The following is a 17,941-nucleotide window of genomic DNA, read 5'->3' as shown; positions in this document are numbered from 1 at the left end:
CCCTCGTTGAGTGCGGGTCCGGCCGCTGCCGTTGAGTGCCGGGTGATTCGCATGCAGGTCGGACGGCAGTGAGCTTAGGCGGGACGAGAGGACTCTGGGTGGCGTGGCCCCTGCCCTGGCGGCGGGTCGAGGATGGTCTTGTACGGCTCCCCGGTTCGGATGGCCTGCTCCATGGCGTCGTACACCTCAAGGATCAACTCCTTGGTCCGGTACGACCCGAACGTCGCAACGTCCTTCTTCTTCACGATCGGGAACGTCTCCATGATGTAGTCAACGTCATCCCGCTGAATCCCGTACAGGTGAAAGAAGGCCGCATCCAACTCTGCCCGCAACAGCCTCCGCCGCTCCTCATCCCACCCAAATGGAGGTAGATGATATCCACAATCCTCGGCAAATGCCTGAAGATGCCAAGATGTGTATGTAAGCTCCAGCACTCGCGGCAACAGCCAGTGCGAAATGGAGTCACCATTATCCCATGATGCCACCTCGGCAAAGAATTGCGGAGTGGGGGAAGGGATTTGTTCGAGTATGTAGTCCGACACGTGCATCCCCCCAAGCTTCAACCTCAAAAAGAAGTCATATGGGAAGCTGTTGAATAGAGCCAACAGCTGATGCGCGGTTCTGTCATCGCGTGGGAAGCCGACTCGAATTGTAAAGTCAGTTGGCACCAAGGGGAGCACTAGGCTCTGAAGTGTTCGCGCATCAGTGTTTCTTGCAACGTCACCCCAGGCGAGCAGCCAGTTCCGGCTCCACAAACCCTGAAGCTTCTTTTGCAGCTCGACTTCAGAAAGAGAGTACCGACCTTTAGGAGAGTAAGCAGGATTGCCCAGGTCGGTTAGTGGTGAAGTTTGCACCTCATCCGATTCCGAGGTGACATAGGAGCCGTATCGATGATTATATGAATGGGTCATCTTTGACTCGAACATAACGAGACGGCCAGGGGATGCGATTACCTCTTCGATGCATAGGTCGAAGGTGGCACGAACTCCCATGTTGAACAGCCGACGAATCGCGAGCCCGAACGGACCTTTCCCATCGTTGCCGCGCAACGGAGGAAACTTGCTGCAGGCGGCAAGCAAAAGGTCACGTTCTCTTGAGGTACGAAAAATGGGGCAGGTACCCGTGTTGGGATTAACCAGCAGGATGTCGTCGGGCGAGAGCGCGATGTGCTTGTTAACCTCTTCGAGCTCTGCGACATCACGCAGAAAGAAGGCAAAGTCAGGATTCATCTCTTGCTTCACTTTGCCAACAAGCGACAGAATGCAGAACTTGTATCGCGAATCAACGCCATCAAAGAATCGTTTACCGTAATTCTCGAAATCATACAAGGCGACTATCGCGCGTCGCTCGACGAGGTCGCGAAAGAAGTATTTCGTGGTGTCGTCGGTAGCGACTCCAGTCGGTACGATCACGCCCATGTTGCCAGATGGCTTCATCAGGGTAGTACCGAGCTCTGCGAATAGAGCGTCGCTCTTGGCCCGACCACGTCCACAGAGCGGGTAAGCGCCGGAGTTGGTTGGCATCCTTCGACTGCCATCAACTTGCCGCTTGGCGTCCTGATATTCAAGCCAGAGGTCCTCAGCGTCCACATCATTTTTAAGTGCCCCGATCATGCGCTTGCGCGTTGCGCCAGCAGCTTCTGCGATCTCTGGCGCCCGCGCGGCGAAGAACTCCTGTTCCTTGAGCTCAAGGTGCTCCCACGGAGGGTTGCCGAGGACGCAGGTGAAGCCGCCGGTCCAGCCGGTTCGGGCGTCGGTGCCGGGGGCGTTCTCGTCCTCGGGGACGGTGAAGACGGTCGGGAACTCCAGGTGCCAGTGGAAGAAGCGGTACTGCTTGGCCAGCTTCCGCAGTTCGGCGCGGCCGCGCGGGGCGAGCGTGTCCGTGTCCTGGCTGAGCTTGATGAGGTCGCGGGTGGTGATGGCGGGGGCGTGGTCCTCCGTCTTCGTCCAGACGAAGGCCGCGCACCAGGCGTCGTGGAGTTCCTTCTGCTCCAGGTACTCGGACGCTTCCTGAAGCCTCTGGTACGCGTTCTGCTGGGCGTGGACGTGCGTCAGGTCATCACTCTGGGCGTTGGTGATGGCGGCGGCGCGGCGGGCCAGGCCGTGGTTGCCGGCTCGCAGGCCGGTCTCGTCGAACAGTTCGTCCTGGACGGCGAGGTGGCGCTTCTCGTACGCCTCACGCTCGGCCTTGTTGCGCTTCTTGAGGGCGGTGACCCATTTCTTGTCGTCGCCCTCGATGGCCTTGAAGGCGTCGTCGGGCAGGCCGGCGTCCAGCAGCTTCGGGGTAGTGCCGAGGAGGGCGTTGCCGACCTTGATGTGGGCGTCGAGGAAGGTCAGGGCCTTGCCGGGCTGCAGGGCCTCCAGCCAGAGGGAGACCTTGGCCAGCTCGACCGCCATCGGGTTGATGTCCACGCCGTAGATGCAGCGGGACACCACGTCGCGCAGGGCGTGACGAATCGCCTCGTTGGAGGGTTCCGGATCGCCGGTGCGGACGAAGGCGAGACGCTTGGCGATGCGGCGGGCGGCGGCGACGAGGAAGTGGCCGGAGCCGCAGGCCGGGTCGCAGACCGTGAGGGCGAGAAGCGCCGCCTCCTGCTCGTCGGGGGTGTTGCCCGACTTCACCGCGTCGTCGATGACGGGCTCAAGGGCAGAGTCGAGGAGGGTGTCGATCAGGGAGGACGGGGTGTAGTACGAGCCGCTCGTCTTGCGGTCGTTGCCGCTGAGCTGCCGCAGCTCGAAGGCGCCCCTGGCCGGGTCGTGCTTGGGGACGTACTCCAGCAGCGACTCGTACACCGACCCCAGCTCCTCCGAGCCGAGGTGCTTGAAGTCGACACGGCGAATGCGGCGGGCCTTCTGGTCGTGGACGCGCGACAGCGACCGCACCGCGTTGAACAGGTGCTCGTTGGTGAGGGAAAGCCCGTGCAGGGCGTGGTCGGCGTCGGAAAGCTCGAAGATGCCGCCGAGGGCGGGGAGGCCGAGTTCGGGACGTCCGCCTTCCCGGTTCAGTCCGTCCAGGATGAGCGTCACGGCCTGCCACTCGTCGGCGTGGCGGCCGCCATGGCGGCGGGCGGCGATGCGGCGGAGGCGGTCCGTGGAGAAGTAGGTGTTGTAGCGGTCGCGGGCCGTCTGTGGCGCGTCCGGGGAGAGCAGGACGTCGCGGTCTTCGGCGACGAAGAGGAACAGTAGGCGGTAGACGGTCCGGAGCAGCGCGCGGTGCAGGGTCTCCGGGGTGACGGCCTTGTTGTCGGTGTCCTTGAGCGCGTCCCGAAGAGCCTGGTTGTCGGGGTGCTGGATGAAGCCGGTGCCGAGGGTCTCGATGGCTTCCTTGACGGTGACGCGGAGCTGGTCGAGGACGCGGGCGCCGGAGTCGATGGCTTCCTGGCGCCACTTCTCCAGCCAGCAGGAGGCCGGGCCGGTGTCCTCGCCCTGGTGCTCGAACCGGGACGAGTGCGCGACCCGGTACAGCAGCACGAACGCGTCGAACGCCTCGCCCTCGAAAATGGCTTCGAGGTCGAACTCGACGTAGGCGGAACCGGCGAGGGCGCTGGAGTCGCGGAGGACGCGCAGCAGCCGTCCGTTGGTGACGATGCCCCAGAGAGCGGCGGCGCTGCGGTTCAGGTACTCCTGCACCAGCGACTGCGGCGCCGCGTCGGCGGCGCCGGGAATGCCCTTGGTGCGCCGGTCGAGGTCGACGCCCCAGCCGAGCTGATGAATCGGCACGTGCTGCCAGTGGTGGCTGATGGCGAACTGCTTCTCGCCGTCGTCGCTGGGCAGTCCTCCGGCGGGGACGCGCGGCAGGTGGCCGTAGCCGAGTTCCTGGAAGAGGCGTCCGAGCCAGTATTCGCGGGTGACGCCGACGGCCGGGTCACCGTCGGAGAGCTGCTCCTTGAACGCGGCGTAGCGTCCGCGCAGGTACGTCCAGGAGCGCTCGGCGACGTCGGTGACCGTCTCGTCCTTGGCCAGGTGGTACGCGGCGGGCTTGGCGCCGGGCAGGTCGCTGTTGCCGCCGGCGATGCGGAGCAGGGTCTCTTCGGGGAGGAGTCCGCCGACGGAGGCGATGCCGAGGGGAAGGGTGCTGGTGCGGCTCATCGGGCGGCCTCTCCGGTGACGGGAAGGTAGACGTACAGGCCGAGGACGTCGGCGTTGGGGTCGGCCTCGACGCGGAGGCCGCGGATGACGACGCCGGTTTCGCGGCGGCGGGTGGCCTCGCGGACGCGGGCGTGCGACGCGCGGAGGCTGTCGGCCAGGTCGCGGCCGTACTGGTCGAGGTGGGGCCGGAGCGTTTCCAGGCCGTCCAGGATGCGGGTCGCGGTGGCGGTGGCGAACTCGGGCGCGGTGTTCTCGTCCGCGCGGACGTCCAGGAGGGCGAGCGCCTCGTCCTCGCTGAGCCATTCGGCCTTGGCGGGGCTGCCGCGGAACGCGAGGACGCGGGCGTCCTCGGCTATCTGCTGGCGGCGTCCGCCGTCGCGGGTCGGCAGCGTGAGGTGGAACCGGTAGCGGACGAGCAGCAGCGTCGTGCGAGTCGGCACGGCGGCCGTGCGGATCACGCCGCAGCGGCGGGCGGGGCGCTGCCAGTCGTCCAGCTTCGGATCGAGTGCCGCGTCCAGGACGAAGCGGGCGATGGTGTTGACGGTCGCGTCGGTCCGGACGAGCGCGGCCTCGCCGCGCTTGACCGGCGGCAGCGGGTGGAACGCGATTTCGCGGGCCTTCTTCGGGCCGAGAACCGCCTCCAGGCCGCTCATCAGCGTGGACGGGAGCCCGCCCGTGTCGGCGGTGAACGAGCCGTCCGCGGCCTCGCGGGAGATCTGGCCGCGCAGTTTCACCACGGCGGTCCGGACGAACTCGGCGGCCTCGGCGCCCGAACCGAGCGCGGCGCGGATCTCGGCGACCTCGCTGGCCACCTCTTCCGGGTGGATAGCGTGCTGGGCGTAACGGGCACGAGATGCTCGCTCGCGTTCAGCAGCATTCAACCAGCCAGCGTGCAGGTCGTCGCGCTTGGAGGTGAATCCGAAGTCGAAGCTGAGCTGCTCGGAGTCTTCCTCCCGAAGCAACAGACCTTCGAGGACGGCGTTGACCACGCTGTCCGACTCGTCGAGGACAGCGACGGAGACGCCCGTGGCCTTGCGGATCTCGGCGTGCTTGCGGATCAGGACGTCGAGGACGATCCCGTCGATCTGGTTGTCGGAACCGTAGAGGGTGACGGTGCGAACGATGTCGCGGCGCTGCCCGTACCGGTCGACACGGCCTTCGCGTTGCTCGTGTCTCGTGGGGTTCCAGGCCAGGTCGTAGTGGATGACGGCATCGAAGCCTTCCTGGAGGTTCACGCCCTCGGAAAGGCAGTCCGTGGCGACGAGGACCCGCTGCTCGGGACGGGCCTGCTCCTCGGTCTCCTCATCGGCGGGAGCACCGGAGATCATGCGATCGATGCGGGCGATGCGCTGCTTCGGCGACAGGGTGCCGGTGACCGAGACGACCTCGGTCTTCTTGCCGAGCGCCTCCCCCAGGTGCTCGGCGACGTATTCGGCGGTGGGAATGAAGCGGCAGAAGACGATCGGGTTGTAGCCGTCCTTGAGTAGCTTCTTCACTAGCTTGGTCAGCTCGCCCAGCTTGGTGTCGGCCGCACCTTCGAGCGCCTCGGCCTGCTTGGCCATCCGGCGGAGCCGCTGCTGCGGTGCGGTGCCGTCCGCGTCCTCCAGGTCGGCACCGGGTGCGGCGTCGACGGCCTGGGTGGAGTCGTCGTCGGTGAGGTCCATGACGGCGATGCGGCCCAGCTCGTCCGCTTCGGGGACGGTCTTGGCGTCCAGGTTGGCGGCACGAGTCCGAAGAGTCTGCGCAGCAGCGCGAGGGGAGGACGCTAGGGAGCGCAGCAGCGCAAGGGCAGACCACCAGCGGACGCGTTGCCGAACGACGCCGTCGCTCTCGTCGAGTGCCTGCTCACGGGCATAGTCCAGAACTGCCGTGAACAGCTTCCGGTACTCGTCGGATAGCTTGTAAGACGCCTCGTCGCCTTTCCGCTTGGTCGGAAAAGGCGTCGTCTCATCAATGTAGTTGACGATGTCAGCACGGCGGCGCTGGACGAAATGGCGAGCAAGTTGTTTACGCCCCGACTCCGTATCGAGTCTGACTTCGGCGAGCTCGGGATCGAGGAGACCGAGCAGATCGCGGAAGGCCTCGTCCTTGCCGCTGTGGGGGGTGGCTGTGACGAGGATGAGGTGCCGCGACGGATCCGCGGCGACCTTGCTGACGAGGTTATAGCGAAGCTGACGGCCGTCACGGCTCCCGGTCGAGCCGGCGGCAACACAGGTGTGGGCCTCGTCGACGATGACCAGGTCCGGGCAGTGCCGGAGGAACTCTTCTCGGTGCCTCGGGCTCTTGATGTAGTCGGTGGAGACGATGACATTTGGGTGCCGCTGGAACAGCGACTCGTCTTGGTAAAGCACACGCTCCAGCCGCGGAACGGTGGAGGCGAGCACGAGTTCGGTGTCGATGCCGAACTTGTCGCGCAGCTCGTCCTGCCACTGCTCCGCCAGCGCCGGGCTGCACAGGACTGCCAGCCCGGACGCTTCGCCCTGCGCCAGCATTTCGGCGGCGATGAGTCCCGATTCGATCGTCTTTCCGATGCCGACGTCGTCGGCGATCAGCAGCCGGACGGTCTCCTGCCGCAACGCCATCAGCAGCGGGACGAACTGGTAGGAGCGCGGGTCGACGGCGAGCTGGGCAAGGGAGCGGAACGGCCCGGCGCCCGAGCGGAAGCCGATGCGCAGGGCGGACCGCAGCAGCCCGGCCGAGCTCTGGTCGCCCAGGTCGTCCGGGGTGGGTGGCGGGAAGCTCGCCACCTCGACCTCTTCGAGTGCGGGAAGCACGCCGACCAGGTCGTCCTGTGCGCCTCCGAGGGGGCGCAGCACCAGTAGCTCGGAGTCCGATCCGGGCTGCACGACCCATTCACGGCCGCGGGCTCGAACCAGTACACCCGGGGCAAATTGGGCGGCCTCTGGCACGTTGATGCTCATGTTTCGGGGGGGGTCCTTTCGGGGGGTGCCGGGCCGCTTACTTGTCGCCGCTGCCGAAGATGCTTCGGTTGGCGGTAACTGTGGCGTGCCAGTCGCCGTCGTGGCGGAAGCGGATCACGAACCAGCCGGTGTTGATCAGCCGCTCCTCGGCTTCTTCGTCACGGGTGCTAACGTGCTCGTCGTCGTGGGCCGGGCCGTCGACGAATACGGCGACCTTGGCCTGTCCGGGCAGCCGGTACACGTAGTCGGGCTGCGCGAGCGCCTCTGTGACGAGGACCTGCTGCTCGGTGGGAAGCCGGTATCCGCGCTCCTGCAGCCACGTGATCAGCTCGCCCTCCAGGCTGCTTCCGGCCTTCTCGATCAGCACGTCGGGCTGCTCGTCGCGTTCGACCTTGCTCTGCGCGAGGCGGAGCAGCAGGTCGCGAACGGCGTGGCGGTCGATCATGTGGTGGAGCAGCTGGTTGCCGAAGGAGAGGAGACAGTCGTAACAGCCCTTCTCGCAGCGGTTCTCCGATGGCCCGTGGAGGTCCTCCCCGGTCTCCGGGTCGAAGTGGGCGATGTGCAGTGCTTCCTGCGCTACACGGGCCAGCGAGTCATGCTCAGCCTGGATGCGGCGCAGGACGCCCGCGCCGCCCTCGGCGGACTCGACGAACAGCATCCGCAACCGGTCCGGGCCGTTGTCGGGCGGCAACGGCTCGCTGTCCAGCTCGGAGTCCTCCAGCTGGAAGACGGCTTCGATCCCGCGCTCCAGCGCGTACTGGAGCGAGATCGCGGTCTCGGCGGGAACCGGCTCCGCGAGGGTCAGGACGAGGATGTTGCGGCGGTCCTCCACATAGGGGATGACCCGTAGCTTGCGCACCTTGTCCTCGGTCTCGCCGTCGGCGAGACCGGTCTCCTCGTCGGTGAGTTCGGTGCCCGGTGCGGCGGTCTTGGCGTTCCGGGACGGCAGCCAGCGGCCGTTGACCGTGTCGAGCCAGAAGCCGGTCTCGCGGTCCTTGCCGCGCCTGTATCCGAGGTTCGCGACGCGGACGGTGGCGCTGTCGCCGTAGTTGAGGTCCGCGATCGGCCCGGCCTCGTCGACCGCCCGCGCCTCCAGGCGTCCGCGGCGCTTGCCGTGGTCGTGGAAGCGGTAGGAGGTCTCCAGCTCGAAGCCGGCCCGGCGGCGCTCCTCCTCGTCGGAGGAGATCCGTTCGCGGCGTTCGGTGAAGACGGTGTCCAAGTGCATGAGGCCGCTGGTGGCGATGGGGAGCGGCGTGCCGCAGATCTCGCAGTTGTCGCAGCCGGGGCGCGGCCTGTGGTGGTATCCGCAGTTGCGGCAGCGACGTGCCTCGCCGGTGGCGACGTCACCGCCCTCCTCCATCGGCACCTGGACGCGTTTGACCTGGTAGCGGCTGCCTTCGTGGTAGATCAGCGCGCCTGGGCCGAATTCGCGGATGGCGATGAACCGGGAACGCTGCAGGTAGTCGCCGTCGCGGTCGGCGCGCTGGCCGCCGCGCCCGGGGATGTAGGCGGCCAGCGGCAGGCGCGGGAACGAGTAGCCCGGCAGGAAGCCTTCGGATGCGAGGTAGCGGTAGGGGTTGAAGTCCGAGAAGGTGCCGCTGTCCTGCTCGTTGCGCAACAGTTTCAGCTGGGTCTCGGCCTCGGCGCGGCGGCGCTTGGCGCGCTGCCGGGCATCGGCGGTGAGGGTGTAGTCGTCGGCACGGTCGTGCTGGAGTCGGCGTTCCTCCTTGGCCTGCTGGTAGAGGGTGCGCCAGCGTTCAAAGGCCGCCTTGAATTCTCCCGGTGCCGATCGGACGACGCGTTCGAGCCATTCCTCGTCCCACCACGAGGTGTCCTTCTCCAGCTCCACCACGAGACCGGCGAGCATCCGCTCGGCGCGTCGCCGGGCACGTTCCTGCGCCGGCTCGGCGTGGATCTGCTCGTGCACGTCGCGGAGCAGGGGAAGCTCCGGGTTGCCGATGTCGATCAGTTCCGGCATGGCGCGTCCGAGTGGCAGTTCCGTCTCGGCCAGCCAGATCGCCTGGACGTGCGAGCGGACGAGGTCCTCGTTGCCGAGGTCGAGGCGCGGAGCCGCGACGGATCCCGAGACCATCTGGTCCGAGCGCCGGAAGTAGTAGCGGTCGTGGCTGTTGCCGCTGGCGCAGTAGGTGGTGACCAGGGCGGCCTGACCGGACCGGCCGGCGCGTCCGCTACGCTGCGCGTAGTTGGCCGGGGTCGGCGGAACGTTCCGCATCGTGACCGCGTTCAGCCCGGCGATGTCCACACCGAGCTCCATCGTGGGGGAGCAGTACAGCAGCGGCAGCTTCGCCTCGCGGAACGCCCGCTCCCGGTCCTGGCGGACGTTGCTGGGAACCTGCGCGGTGTGCTCGCGGGCGAACAGGCCCGCGAAGCCCCGTGACTGCTTCTGGTAGAGGTCGCGGAAGAACGGGTTGACACGCGGGCGGGTGTCGGTGCCGTTGAACTGCCAGCGCAGCGGATCGGCGACACCGAACTCGCCGTCGCCGGCCCGCCAGATAATGACGGCCGCGTTGATGCGGTAGCCCGACACTCCACCGTTCTTCGCCGGGACGGCCTCGGTGATCAGCCCGTGGTTGGCCAGGACGCGCAGCAGGTCGGTGATGATCTGCTGAGCGTCCTCGGTGTCGATCTTGTCCGTCCAGGCGGGGAAGCGTCCGGGACGGCGCAGGTGGCGGCCGAACCTGCTGCGGCCGGACAGGTTGAGGTCGCTGCGGCTGCCGCCCGCCTTGCCCGAGCGGGCGAAGGCGGCGCCGACCGGCACCATCCGCTCCCGCTCGGCGAGGGCCCACGGGTCCTTCAGCTGGCGGGAGAGCTTGCTCATCTCCTCGAAGCCGAGATCGGTGAGGCATTCGACGTCGATGGCGAGGACGCGGCGCATCTCGTCGAGAAGGATGCGGATCAGCTCGGCGCGCGTCTGCGGGTCGGCGGTGCGGAGCGGGCCGCACGTGCCGGTCCACGTCTTCTCCAGGGCCGACAACTCGTCCAGGTCGGCGTAGTCGATCCTGATAAGGCCGGTTTGCTCCAGATTGGGCATGGTCACGCGCCAGCCGCGCTCAAGATCGACGAACAGGCGGTAGGCGACGACCTCGCGCAGCGCCCGCTGGGTGCGCTTGCGCTGCGTCGACAGCTCCTCGGGGTTGAGGGCGTAGTCGGCATGGTCGAGGTGAAGCTGAGCGGTCACCGCCTGCGCGACGTTCTCGTGGTGGAGGCCCTCGTCCTCCTCCGCAAGCGCGGCCTGATAGAGGGCGCCGCGGAGCTGGGCGACCTGCGCGAAGTCGTTGAAATGACCCGCTTGGAGGCTGGCGTCCTGCCGGTTGTCGACGAACGTCAGCAGCTTGCGGGCGTTCTTCTGGAGTTCCTCTTCCGGCATCGCCTGGAGGCTGCGGACGATACTGCCGCTGATGACGGATACCGCCGAGCTGCGTCCCTCCTGGTCGAGCCGGGCGAGCTTGCCGAAGTCGTTGCCGCGTGCCTGCTCGTAGGAGACTCCGCAGCTGAGGCAGAACCCGAACGGCGTGGGCACGAACGCGGCCCGGACTCCATCGGCCGCGCCGGAGTCGCGGTCGAGGACGGTGCCGTCCGGCAGGACGCGCAGCACCTGCGGAACGTATTTGCGGCGGGACGGAATCACCTCGGGGTTGCCGCCCGAGTCGAGTGTGAGCCAGTTGTCGGGCAGGCGCTGCTCCTCCAGCGCCTGGGCGGTCGTCTCCGGCCACGGTGACCGCTCGGAGATGTAGAGGTAGCCGGCCTCGTCGTCATCGCCGCGCCGATGCCGGATGACGGTACGGCCCGCCTGCTCCGCGCGGGCGACCGACAGGTACTCCTGGCCGCACTGGCGGCAGAAGGCCAGGGGCAGCAGCAGCTTGTCGGGCTCGCCCGGGACCCGCAGCTGGTAGTCGCGGGTGATGCGGCGAACGTCCTCTGGTTCGAGCGAGACGAATACCGTGTCGCCCTTCGACAGGAACTGGTGGAGCCGGAAAGCGAACAGGTACCGGCCCTTGACGGTCGGGTGAGGTGCCTCCGAGCCGGCCTTCAGCGTGGTCTTGATCGCCTCGGCGCAGCGCTGCTGCGACATGCCGGTCAGCTCCGCCAGCTCCTCGGCCGCCTTCTGGACGGTCGTGGGCCTGCGGCGGATCAGCCGTCCCGTACCCTTCTCCGTCTCCACGCCGAACGTCGTCTCGATCCAGCGCGCGAGCGGGTTGGCGACCAGTTCGTCGTAGGACGCGCCGAGGGGCGGCTGAGCGATCTGGACCGCCAGCTCGACCGGGTCGAAGCCGCCGTCCTCCGTTGAGCGCGTCAGCGTCTCGCCTATGACCCGGTGCCGCTCGACCGGAGTGTCGAAGACCTTGCTCGCCACCTCGGCCACGGTGCGCGCCTGGTTCTCAGTGCCGCCTTCGCTCGCCATCGTCGCGGAGGTGCCGACACACTGCAGAGCCTCTGCGTCACAGGCGTCCCGGACACGGCGGACGAGCATCGCGACGTCTGCGCCCTGCCTGCCCCGGTAGGTGTGCAACTCGTCCAGGACCAGGAATCGCAGCCCGCGTGCGGCCTGGATGAGGTGCTGACGCTCACGCGGACGGGTGAGCATCAGTTCGAGCATGACGTAGTTGGTCAGGAGAATGTCCGGCGGATCATCCAGGATGACGCGGCGCTGAGCCTCCTTCTCCTGGCCCGTGTACCGCGCGAACGTCACCGGCTCGTGTCCTTCGCCGTAGCCGTTGCGCAGGAACTTGCCCAGCTCCTCAAGCTGCGAGTTGGCAAGGGCGTTCATCGGGTAGACGATGATCGCCTTGACGCCGGCCGGGGCCCCTTGCTCCCGGAGCCGGAGGACCTGGTCGACGATCGGGATGATGTAAGCCAGCGACTTGCCGGATCCCGTTCCGGTGATGAGGACGTAGCTATCACCGGTCCTCGCGGCCTCGATCGCGTCACGCTGGTGCCGACGCAGCATCATCGGTTCGCCGTCGAGCGAGTCCTCCGGCTTGTGGATCCGGAAGATGCGCTCGGTCTCGGGGTGCAGGATCCCGGACTTCACCAGGGCGGGGACCGAGCCACCGTCCGCGAAGCTCGGATTCAGGGACAGCCATGGGTCAGGCCATTGCTCCCCGACGTCCAGTCCTCGCCGCACATGATCAGCGATGTCCTCATCCCGGACGTTCACGGCCCCTGACGTGAACTCCCGGTAGTCCCGAATGAGCTGATCATGCACACCGAAGACGTCCATAACCCCCCTCAAGGCAGGCCACACTCGACCTGCGCTCGTATTCCCATACCCGTAGAGCCGCTAAAACCCGCTCGACATAACGGTTTGATTGCAGCGATAGGCGCTCACACTCGACCGTCGTACGGGAAAGGACGCAGCACCGCCGAATCAGGTTGACACCCCGCGAGCAGCTCATGTGGCCAATTCGGGCGCGAGAGCGCAGGTAAGCCGTAGACCTCAGGCGCCACAGGGCAGCCCAAATACTCGAATGCTCATTTGATCAAGGGTGGCGACCATTGATTCGGACACACAGAACTCACTCTGCCAACGGATCTATCGATCCTCACGTGCTGCAACTTCTAGCGTCGATACGCCACGCACGGAACTGTTCAAGCAAAGCCGTCAGAGTGTGACAGCACGGGCCTTCCCCGCCCTTGCGATCGTCGTCACGTCATTTGGACCTCGTGGCGGCGCCACGTCCTTCGCGCCGCACCGGACCAGCCTTCTCCGTTGCCGTGCGCTTCCCGCACTCCGGGTCCGCCAAGCCGCCCCCGCAGCCGCCACCGAGACGAAGTACTGGACAGTCAGACGCGTTCGCACCACCGCAGTGGTGAACCGGCTCGCCTCACCGACGCTCTTGGCAACGACCGGTGGGGCGACAAGGCCGCGAGTGATCGCCAGGAAAGCTCCGCCCTCGCCGTCGCCGGGGCAGCGCAAGGACCGCTGATCAACAACCAGTCGAGGGATCACTCTCTGGGTCACGTTCCCGCCTGAGGGGCGAGGACGCAGTCGAGGCCCATCTCCAGACAGCGACGCCTGCATCAACGGCGACGGCGACTCACCAGAGAGGGGCAGACAAGCATGGACGATCAGCGTCCCGACGGCGCATGGCTTGGACGACCCCATAGCCAACTCCAGCTGGGCGTCAGAGAGACCCAAAGGGCAGAGCAACGACCAATCCTTGCTATATCGGGCATAACATGCCCGATATGGATCTGTCGCCGATCACGCGCGAGGCAGTCCTGGACGCAATGGCCGAGTGCGATCACATCGGCCGCGACCGCTTCCTCGAGCGATACGGCTTCGAGCGAGCTCGCCGGTACTTCCTCCACCATGACGGTGTCCACTACGACTCGAAGGCCATCGTCGGGGTGGCATACCGCCACGTGGCAGGGCGTCCTCTAGCCGCCGACGAGTTCTCCGGCGGGCAACAAACGGTCGCTCGACTCCTCAAACGCTTGGACTTCAAGATGGTCACTGACGAGCCGCCCTTGCCGCAGCAGCGTCTCCTTGACCTTCTCGGAACGCTGCGCGTCGCCAACACCCCCAGACGGCCCCGCTCGGCATCAGCCCATAACCCTGCTTTGGGCTCTGGGGCGGGCTGCCCACCACCGTCCGCGGATGGTCTCCTGGCAAGATGCCCATCCTGAGCTGCGCGGCCTCATGCGCGAGTACGGCCAGCCCAGCTCGAAAGCGACTCCAGAGTTCCCTGTTCTCGCGCTCGCTCGCACGGACCTGTGGGAGCTGCAAGGCCACGTGGGACCCATCCCAGCAGCGCACGGCAACCCGATCAACTGGCTCCAAGAGCAAGATCCTTCATTCGGCCTCACCGCCTGGGCCTACGAGCTCGTCGCATTCGACCGGGCCGCACGCGCAGAAGCCATGCACACACTCGACAGACTCTTTTTCGACGGCAGGATCCCTGACGGACTGCTCGAGGAAGTCGGTCTGCGCCGAGCGGACGACACTGTTGTGACCCATCCCCAGGAAACGAGTGCGCTAGAGACGTACCTACGGCTCTGCGGAGCGATCGAGGCTGCAGAGGCACGTGGCGACCACGATCGCACGAGACACACTGCCCGTGACCAGCCCGTACGTTCCTCAGCAGCAGTCAAGGCCGTCCTGATACGGAGTGCCGGGCGCTGCGAGAACCCGATTTGCACCGGTCAGCCGAACGACGTCACCAAGAACGGCGACCCGATTCTCGAAGTCGATCATGTGCAGGACCGGGCAAGTTGGGGCCGTGACCACCCGATCCAAATGATCGCTCTCTGTCCAAACTGCCACGCCATCAAGACCCGCGGGCGAACGGCTGAGCAGCTGACAGAACGCCTCCTGCTGGAGGCCCGATCGAGGCACAGTACTTGGGTGTCTCGCACCTGACTCGCCTGCTCGTCGATCTCGAGAGCCGGAGGAGACGCCCTCCTTGGGCCGGCTCCTCAGGCTAAGGCGTGATGGTGTCGGTGTACGCCGCATCTACCTCGGCGGTGAAGGTGTCCTGGGCGTCGTCGCCGTCAGTGATGGAGACGCGGGACTGGCGGCTTCGGGACCAGAAGGCGCGCATGTCCGGGCTGGTCATGAGGAACCGCAGAGCGTTCCGGAGTTCCGGGAGCCCGATCGTGTGAGTCTCGTAGGCGACCTTCTGGAGGTTGAGGATCAGGTTGCAGTAGTGGTCCTGCGAGTCGTTTCCTCGCCGGGCGCGGGCCAGACCGAGCGGAGCTCGCTGTCCTCGATGGCCACCTTGATCAGGTCGGTGTACAGCTCCCGCATCGCGAGTTCGCTGCTCCGGGTCTGTTCCTCCTGGGCGATCCTCAGCTCTCGCGCTGGTTTCGCAGCTCGCGGCCCTGCATCAGGAGGGCAACAGCAATGCCTAGGAACGCTACACCGGAGAAGAAGACCGCGACCGGGCTGATCGGCTGGCCGATGTCCGACCAGCACGACAATTCGCCCTCTTCCAACCGGAACAGGAGAAGCACCGGGACGAGGGTGCAGAGGACCACGACAAGGAACCGCGCGATGATCGCGAGACCCATGGGGAGGGCACGCCTCATTCTGCCTGTCATGGCACCGCCATGACAGGCGCGGGATCTAGCCGGAATGTCTTCCAGAGGCCGCACCGGCTCGCCACGGGCGCGCAAGTCGGTGGCGATGTCCGCCAGGGCGTGCAGCGTCTTCGGGCAGTGTGTGAGCCAGCCGCCGGTCTGGTAGCCGACGGGGTCAGACCCGTAGTCGTGGATGAGAGCGGTGTGAGAGTCGAACACCAGGAAGTCGAAGTAGCTGTGCACGGGGAGGGCGGCACGAAGAACTCGATGCGCTCTCATTGCTGGCTCCGCACCTCATAGCTGATCATTTCGTAGTGCAGGTAGTCAGTGAGGGGGTAGGAAAGAAGCCGCACCCGCCTGAACTCCAGGTTCCGCGACCTCACCTCGTCGCGGAGAGGCTGGTCCTCCATTGCCTCTTCCTCCAGGAGGCGGCCGGCCAGCGCGACGTCGCCCGCTTGGAACCCATCCTGCGATCGGACGCCGTCGGCCTCACGGCATGGCTGCTAGCACTCGAACTTGAGGAAGCGCCGCGCAGTGTGCGCCCAGGCTTCACCGAACGACACGAGGAAGCCGAGCGGCTGGCTCCTCGTCGACTGGGAGGCGCACAGGTTACATATCCGTTTCGACTGAAGTAGATATTAGTCATATCCACAAAATGGTGAATCGCGACCGCTTTCGATCCAGCGAAATTCATTGACAGGAATTCGCTCGCGCTGCAAGCATTGCGGTTCTTGACGGGGGTCTTGGTTCGACAATTGCTTGGAGGTAGTGCATGGGACAGCAGCATCGGGGGTCCGCCGGAGGGCTGAGGCGGAAGCTGACCGTCGTGGGGGTCGTGGCCGTCATGGGTGTCGTCGGCAGCGCGGTGACGGCAGAGGCGGCGGAGGCGCCTGCCCGTCCGCCGATACCGGGTAAGTCCACCGTCGACTTCTCGGCCCATTCCAAGGCTCACAGCGCCAGGGTCATCCACTGCGAGATCCGGTTCATCGGGGCGCACGGCGGTATCCCGCACAAGTCGGGTCACGTGCACGGGACCATCAACGTCCGTACTGGTGTGACCTGCACTCAGCCGATCCGGATGATCCGGGGGAAGGTCGGCCTCTTCAGCAACCGGGGGAGCAAGATCAAGGCGTTCGGCAGCACCGGGGCACGTACGGCCAAGGGCAACGCGGCGCTCGTCTGCCGGACCGGCAGGTACCACGGCGAAGCGGTCGCAACGCTTTATGCGCCCCCTGGATACTCTCCTAGGGTCGTCACCGTCGGGAAGAAGACTCCGACGGTGTCTATCCACTGCTGACCCGTATTACCGGTTGACCTCGTCGCTGTCCGCCCACACCGGGTCGGTCACCTCGGCCGGGAGGGCCTCCAAGCGCTCGTCCGCCAGTATCTGGGCGATGAGCGCTGCGGTTCCTCCGAGGTAGGTGGAGTCCAGATCCGTTTCCGTCGTGACACACCAGGCTCGGTCATCGGGCCAGAACAGGTTGGGTGACTGCGGAAAGAGCGGCGTCGCGAGTTCCCCGGCAGCGTCAAGAGGGCCCTCGAGTAGGAGATATGCGCGTTCCGGCAACTCCACTCGGGGGCCTTCGGCGATCTCTGGCGGGATAGCCGGCGCAGGCACGTCGGGCTCCTCCCACTCCTCACCTGCGTCCGCGTCCGCGTCCGCGTCCGCCGTGAATGTGGCGGTCGCTCCCTGGTGCGCTGGTTCGTACACGTCCGAGACACAGAACCAGCAGCGGCCAGGTGTTCTGGTGTGCCTGGCGAGGACTTCGCACAGTGCCGCCAAGAGCGTCGGAGTCAGCGATCCCGGGTCGGGTTCCTCCACCCACGGACGTACGGTGCCCGAACGCGGTACGGGGCCGACAAGTGCCTGGAACTGCACGCGCGGGTGCACCACCCCGCCCGACCACGCGGCCACCCGCGCCCACGTCACTGGGCTCCCGTCCGCCGCGTAGGCCGGGTGCAGGATCCGGGCGTACGCCTCGAAGCCGTGGGGCACCAGCCCGCCCACCCCGGACCCGAACGGCCCTACGCCCGCGACCACCCAATCGGCCGGCCGCACGTCACCGCACGGAGAAAGCCGTGAACGCCGAGCCATCACCCTGGCCTCCGATCCAGCATCTCTCCCCGCCCCCGTCCCGCACAGTACCCATGCGCGCGCAGCTCCTACCAGGAACGACGCCACCGCCTCCCACAGCTGCACCGGCGTAAAAGCCGGTCGCCGACAAAGAGCCCTTACGTAACAACTTGCCCACAGACGCAGCCTGGTCGAGCTACCCCTAGCTGAAGGCAGGACTTAGGGAGCTACCTGGGAGGTCGGCGGAGCGGTATCGAACGCAGCGCACACGCGGTGCAGGTCGACCGGCTCAGGGAGCTATCCGTGGGCGCCTTGTGGTCGGTCTCATGAGGCGGCCCAGACTCGAATCGCTTGGGCGGTCTCGGGGGTGACGTCGGAGTCGGTCAGGTCGGTGGGGTGGAGCCATCGGTAGGCAGTGTGTTCTCTGCTCAGGGCGATGGGCTGGCCTTGGTGGGGTACGGCGAAGATGTATTGACGGGTTTTGCGGCCGGATCCGGAGATGTAGTCGAAGTGGGTAACGAAGCCTGGATCGAGGGTGAGTGCTCCGGACCAGGCGATTTCTTCTGTGAGTTCGCGTTCCAGCGCGGTGAGCAGGTTCTCGCCCGGCTCGACGGCGCCTGAAGGGAGTTCTTCGATGCCGGCCATGAAGACGTCCTCGGCGGAGCGGCGCAGGACGAGCACTCGGCCATCGGTATGGAGGATGGCGCCGGCCACAAGCCTAGTGACCCTTTTTCATCCTCGGGTGGCTTCGTAGTTCTGTAGGACGGCGATGGCCTTGACGAAGTGGCCGGCCTTGCTGGGGCTGCAGCGGAGCT

The 17,941-nt window shown here is 66.4% G+C and carries 10 protein-coding genes and 1 pseudogene; 3 read left to right on the top strand and 8 right to left on the bottom strand.

Annotation, left to right across the window (positions count from 1 at the left end; genetic code table 11):
- Positions 1–74: 74 nt before the first annotated feature.
- The 3 genes from ACGFI1_RS24905 to ACGFI1_RS24895 all read right to left on the bottom strand — a co-directional run bounded on the left by ACGFI1_RS24905 (position 75) and on the right by ACGFI1_RS24895 (position 12,188).
- Positions 75–4,088, bottom strand: a complete 4,014-nt coding sequence (locus ACGFI1_RS24905; RefSeq protein ID WP_392788329.1) for an Eco57I restriction-modification methylase domain-containing protein — start codon at positions 4,086–4,088, stop codon at positions 75–77.
- Positions 4,085–6,934, bottom strand: a complete 2,850-nt coding sequence (locus ACGFI1_RS24900) for a helicase-related protein (protein ID WP_392788326.1) — start codon at positions 6,932–6,934, stop codon at positions 4,085–4,087. The genes ACGFI1_RS24905 and ACGFI1_RS24900 overlap by 4 nt, the downstream gene beginning before the upstream one ends.
- Before the next feature lie 112 nt (positions 6,935–7,046).
- Positions 7,047–12,188, bottom strand: a complete 5,142-nt coding sequence (locus tag ACGFI1_RS24895) for a DEAD/DEAH box helicase (protein WP_392788323.1) — start codon at positions 12,186–12,188, stop codon at positions 7,047–7,049.
- Between the two features lie 1,031 nt (positions 12,189–13,219).
- Between ACGFI1_RS24895 and ACGFI1_RS24890 the strand changes: the two genes are divergently transcribed.
- Both ACGFI1_RS24890 and ACGFI1_RS24885 read left to right on the top strand, forming a co-directional pair.
- Complete coding sequence (locus tag ACGFI1_RS24890) at positions 13,220–13,660, top strand: hypothetical protein (protein WP_392788321.1); 441 nt, start codon at positions 13,220–13,222, stop codon at positions 13,658–13,660.
- Complete coding sequence (locus ACGFI1_RS24885) at positions 13,632–14,393, top strand: hypothetical protein (protein WP_392788319.1); 762 nt, start codon at positions 13,632–13,634, stop codon at positions 14,391–14,393. The genes ACGFI1_RS24890 and ACGFI1_RS24885 overlap by 29 nt, the downstream gene beginning before the upstream one ends.
- A 61-nt stretch (positions 14,394–14,454) precedes the next feature.
- On the opposite strand, the gene ACGFI1_RS24880 is transcribed toward ACGFI1_RS24885, so the two are convergent.
- From ACGFI1_RS24880 to ACGFI1_RS24870, 3 genes and pseudogenes are all read right to left on the bottom strand, one after another.
- Positions 14,455–14,718: a DUF6082 family protein gene (locus tag ACGFI1_RS24880; RefSeq protein WP_392789054.1), complete on the bottom strand. Its 264-nt coding sequence runs from the start codon at positions 14,716–14,718 to the stop codon at positions 14,455–14,457.
- A gap of 103 nt (positions 14,719–14,821) precedes the next feature.
- Entirely contained in the window at positions 14,822–15,295 is a 474-nt protein-coding gene (locus ACGFI1_RS24875; RefSeq protein ID WP_392788317.1) for a hypothetical protein, read from the bottom strand.
- A gap of 32 nt (positions 15,296–15,327) precedes the next feature.
- Positions 15,328–15,504 (bottom strand): annotated as a pseudogene (locus ACGFI1_RS24870) (DUF6879 family protein); the annotation flags it as partial.
- 320 nt (positions 15,505–15,824) lie between these two features.
- On the opposite strand from ACGFI1_RS24870, the gene ACGFI1_RS24865 reads away from it, so the two are divergent.
- On the top strand, positions 15,825–16,349 hold the full coding sequence (locus tag ACGFI1_RS24865; RefSeq protein ID WP_392788315.1) for a hypothetical protein: 525 nt from the start codon (positions 15,825–15,827) through the stop codon (positions 16,347–16,349).
- A gap of 6 nt (positions 16,350–16,355) precedes the next feature.
- Here ACGFI1_RS24865 and ACGFI1_RS24860 read toward each other — a convergent pair whose 3' ends face one another.
- Together ACGFI1_RS24860 and ACGFI1_RS24855 are read right to left on the bottom strand one after the other, a co-directional pair.
- Complete coding sequence (locus ACGFI1_RS24860) at positions 16,356–16,874, bottom strand: hypothetical protein (RefSeq protein WP_392788312.1); 519 nt, start codon at positions 16,872–16,874, stop codon at positions 16,356–16,358.
- Between the two features lie 576 nt (positions 16,875–17,450).
- Positions 17,451–17,840: an NUDIX domain-containing protein gene (locus ACGFI1_RS24855; RefSeq protein WP_392788309.1), complete on the bottom strand. Its 390-nt coding sequence runs from the start codon at positions 17,838–17,840 to the stop codon at positions 17,451–17,453.
- Positions 17,841–17,941: the final 101 nt, after the last annotated feature.

Origin of the sequence: Actinomadura geliboluensis (assembly GCF_043197915.1) — a bacterium.
Taxonomy (GTDB): Bacteria; Actinomycetota; Actinomycetes; order Streptosporangiales; family Streptosporangiaceae; genus Spirillospora; species Spirillospora geliboluensis.
The sequence above is the reverse complement of the archived record's forward strand: the minus strand, read 5'-3'. Positions and strand labels throughout refer to the sequence as shown.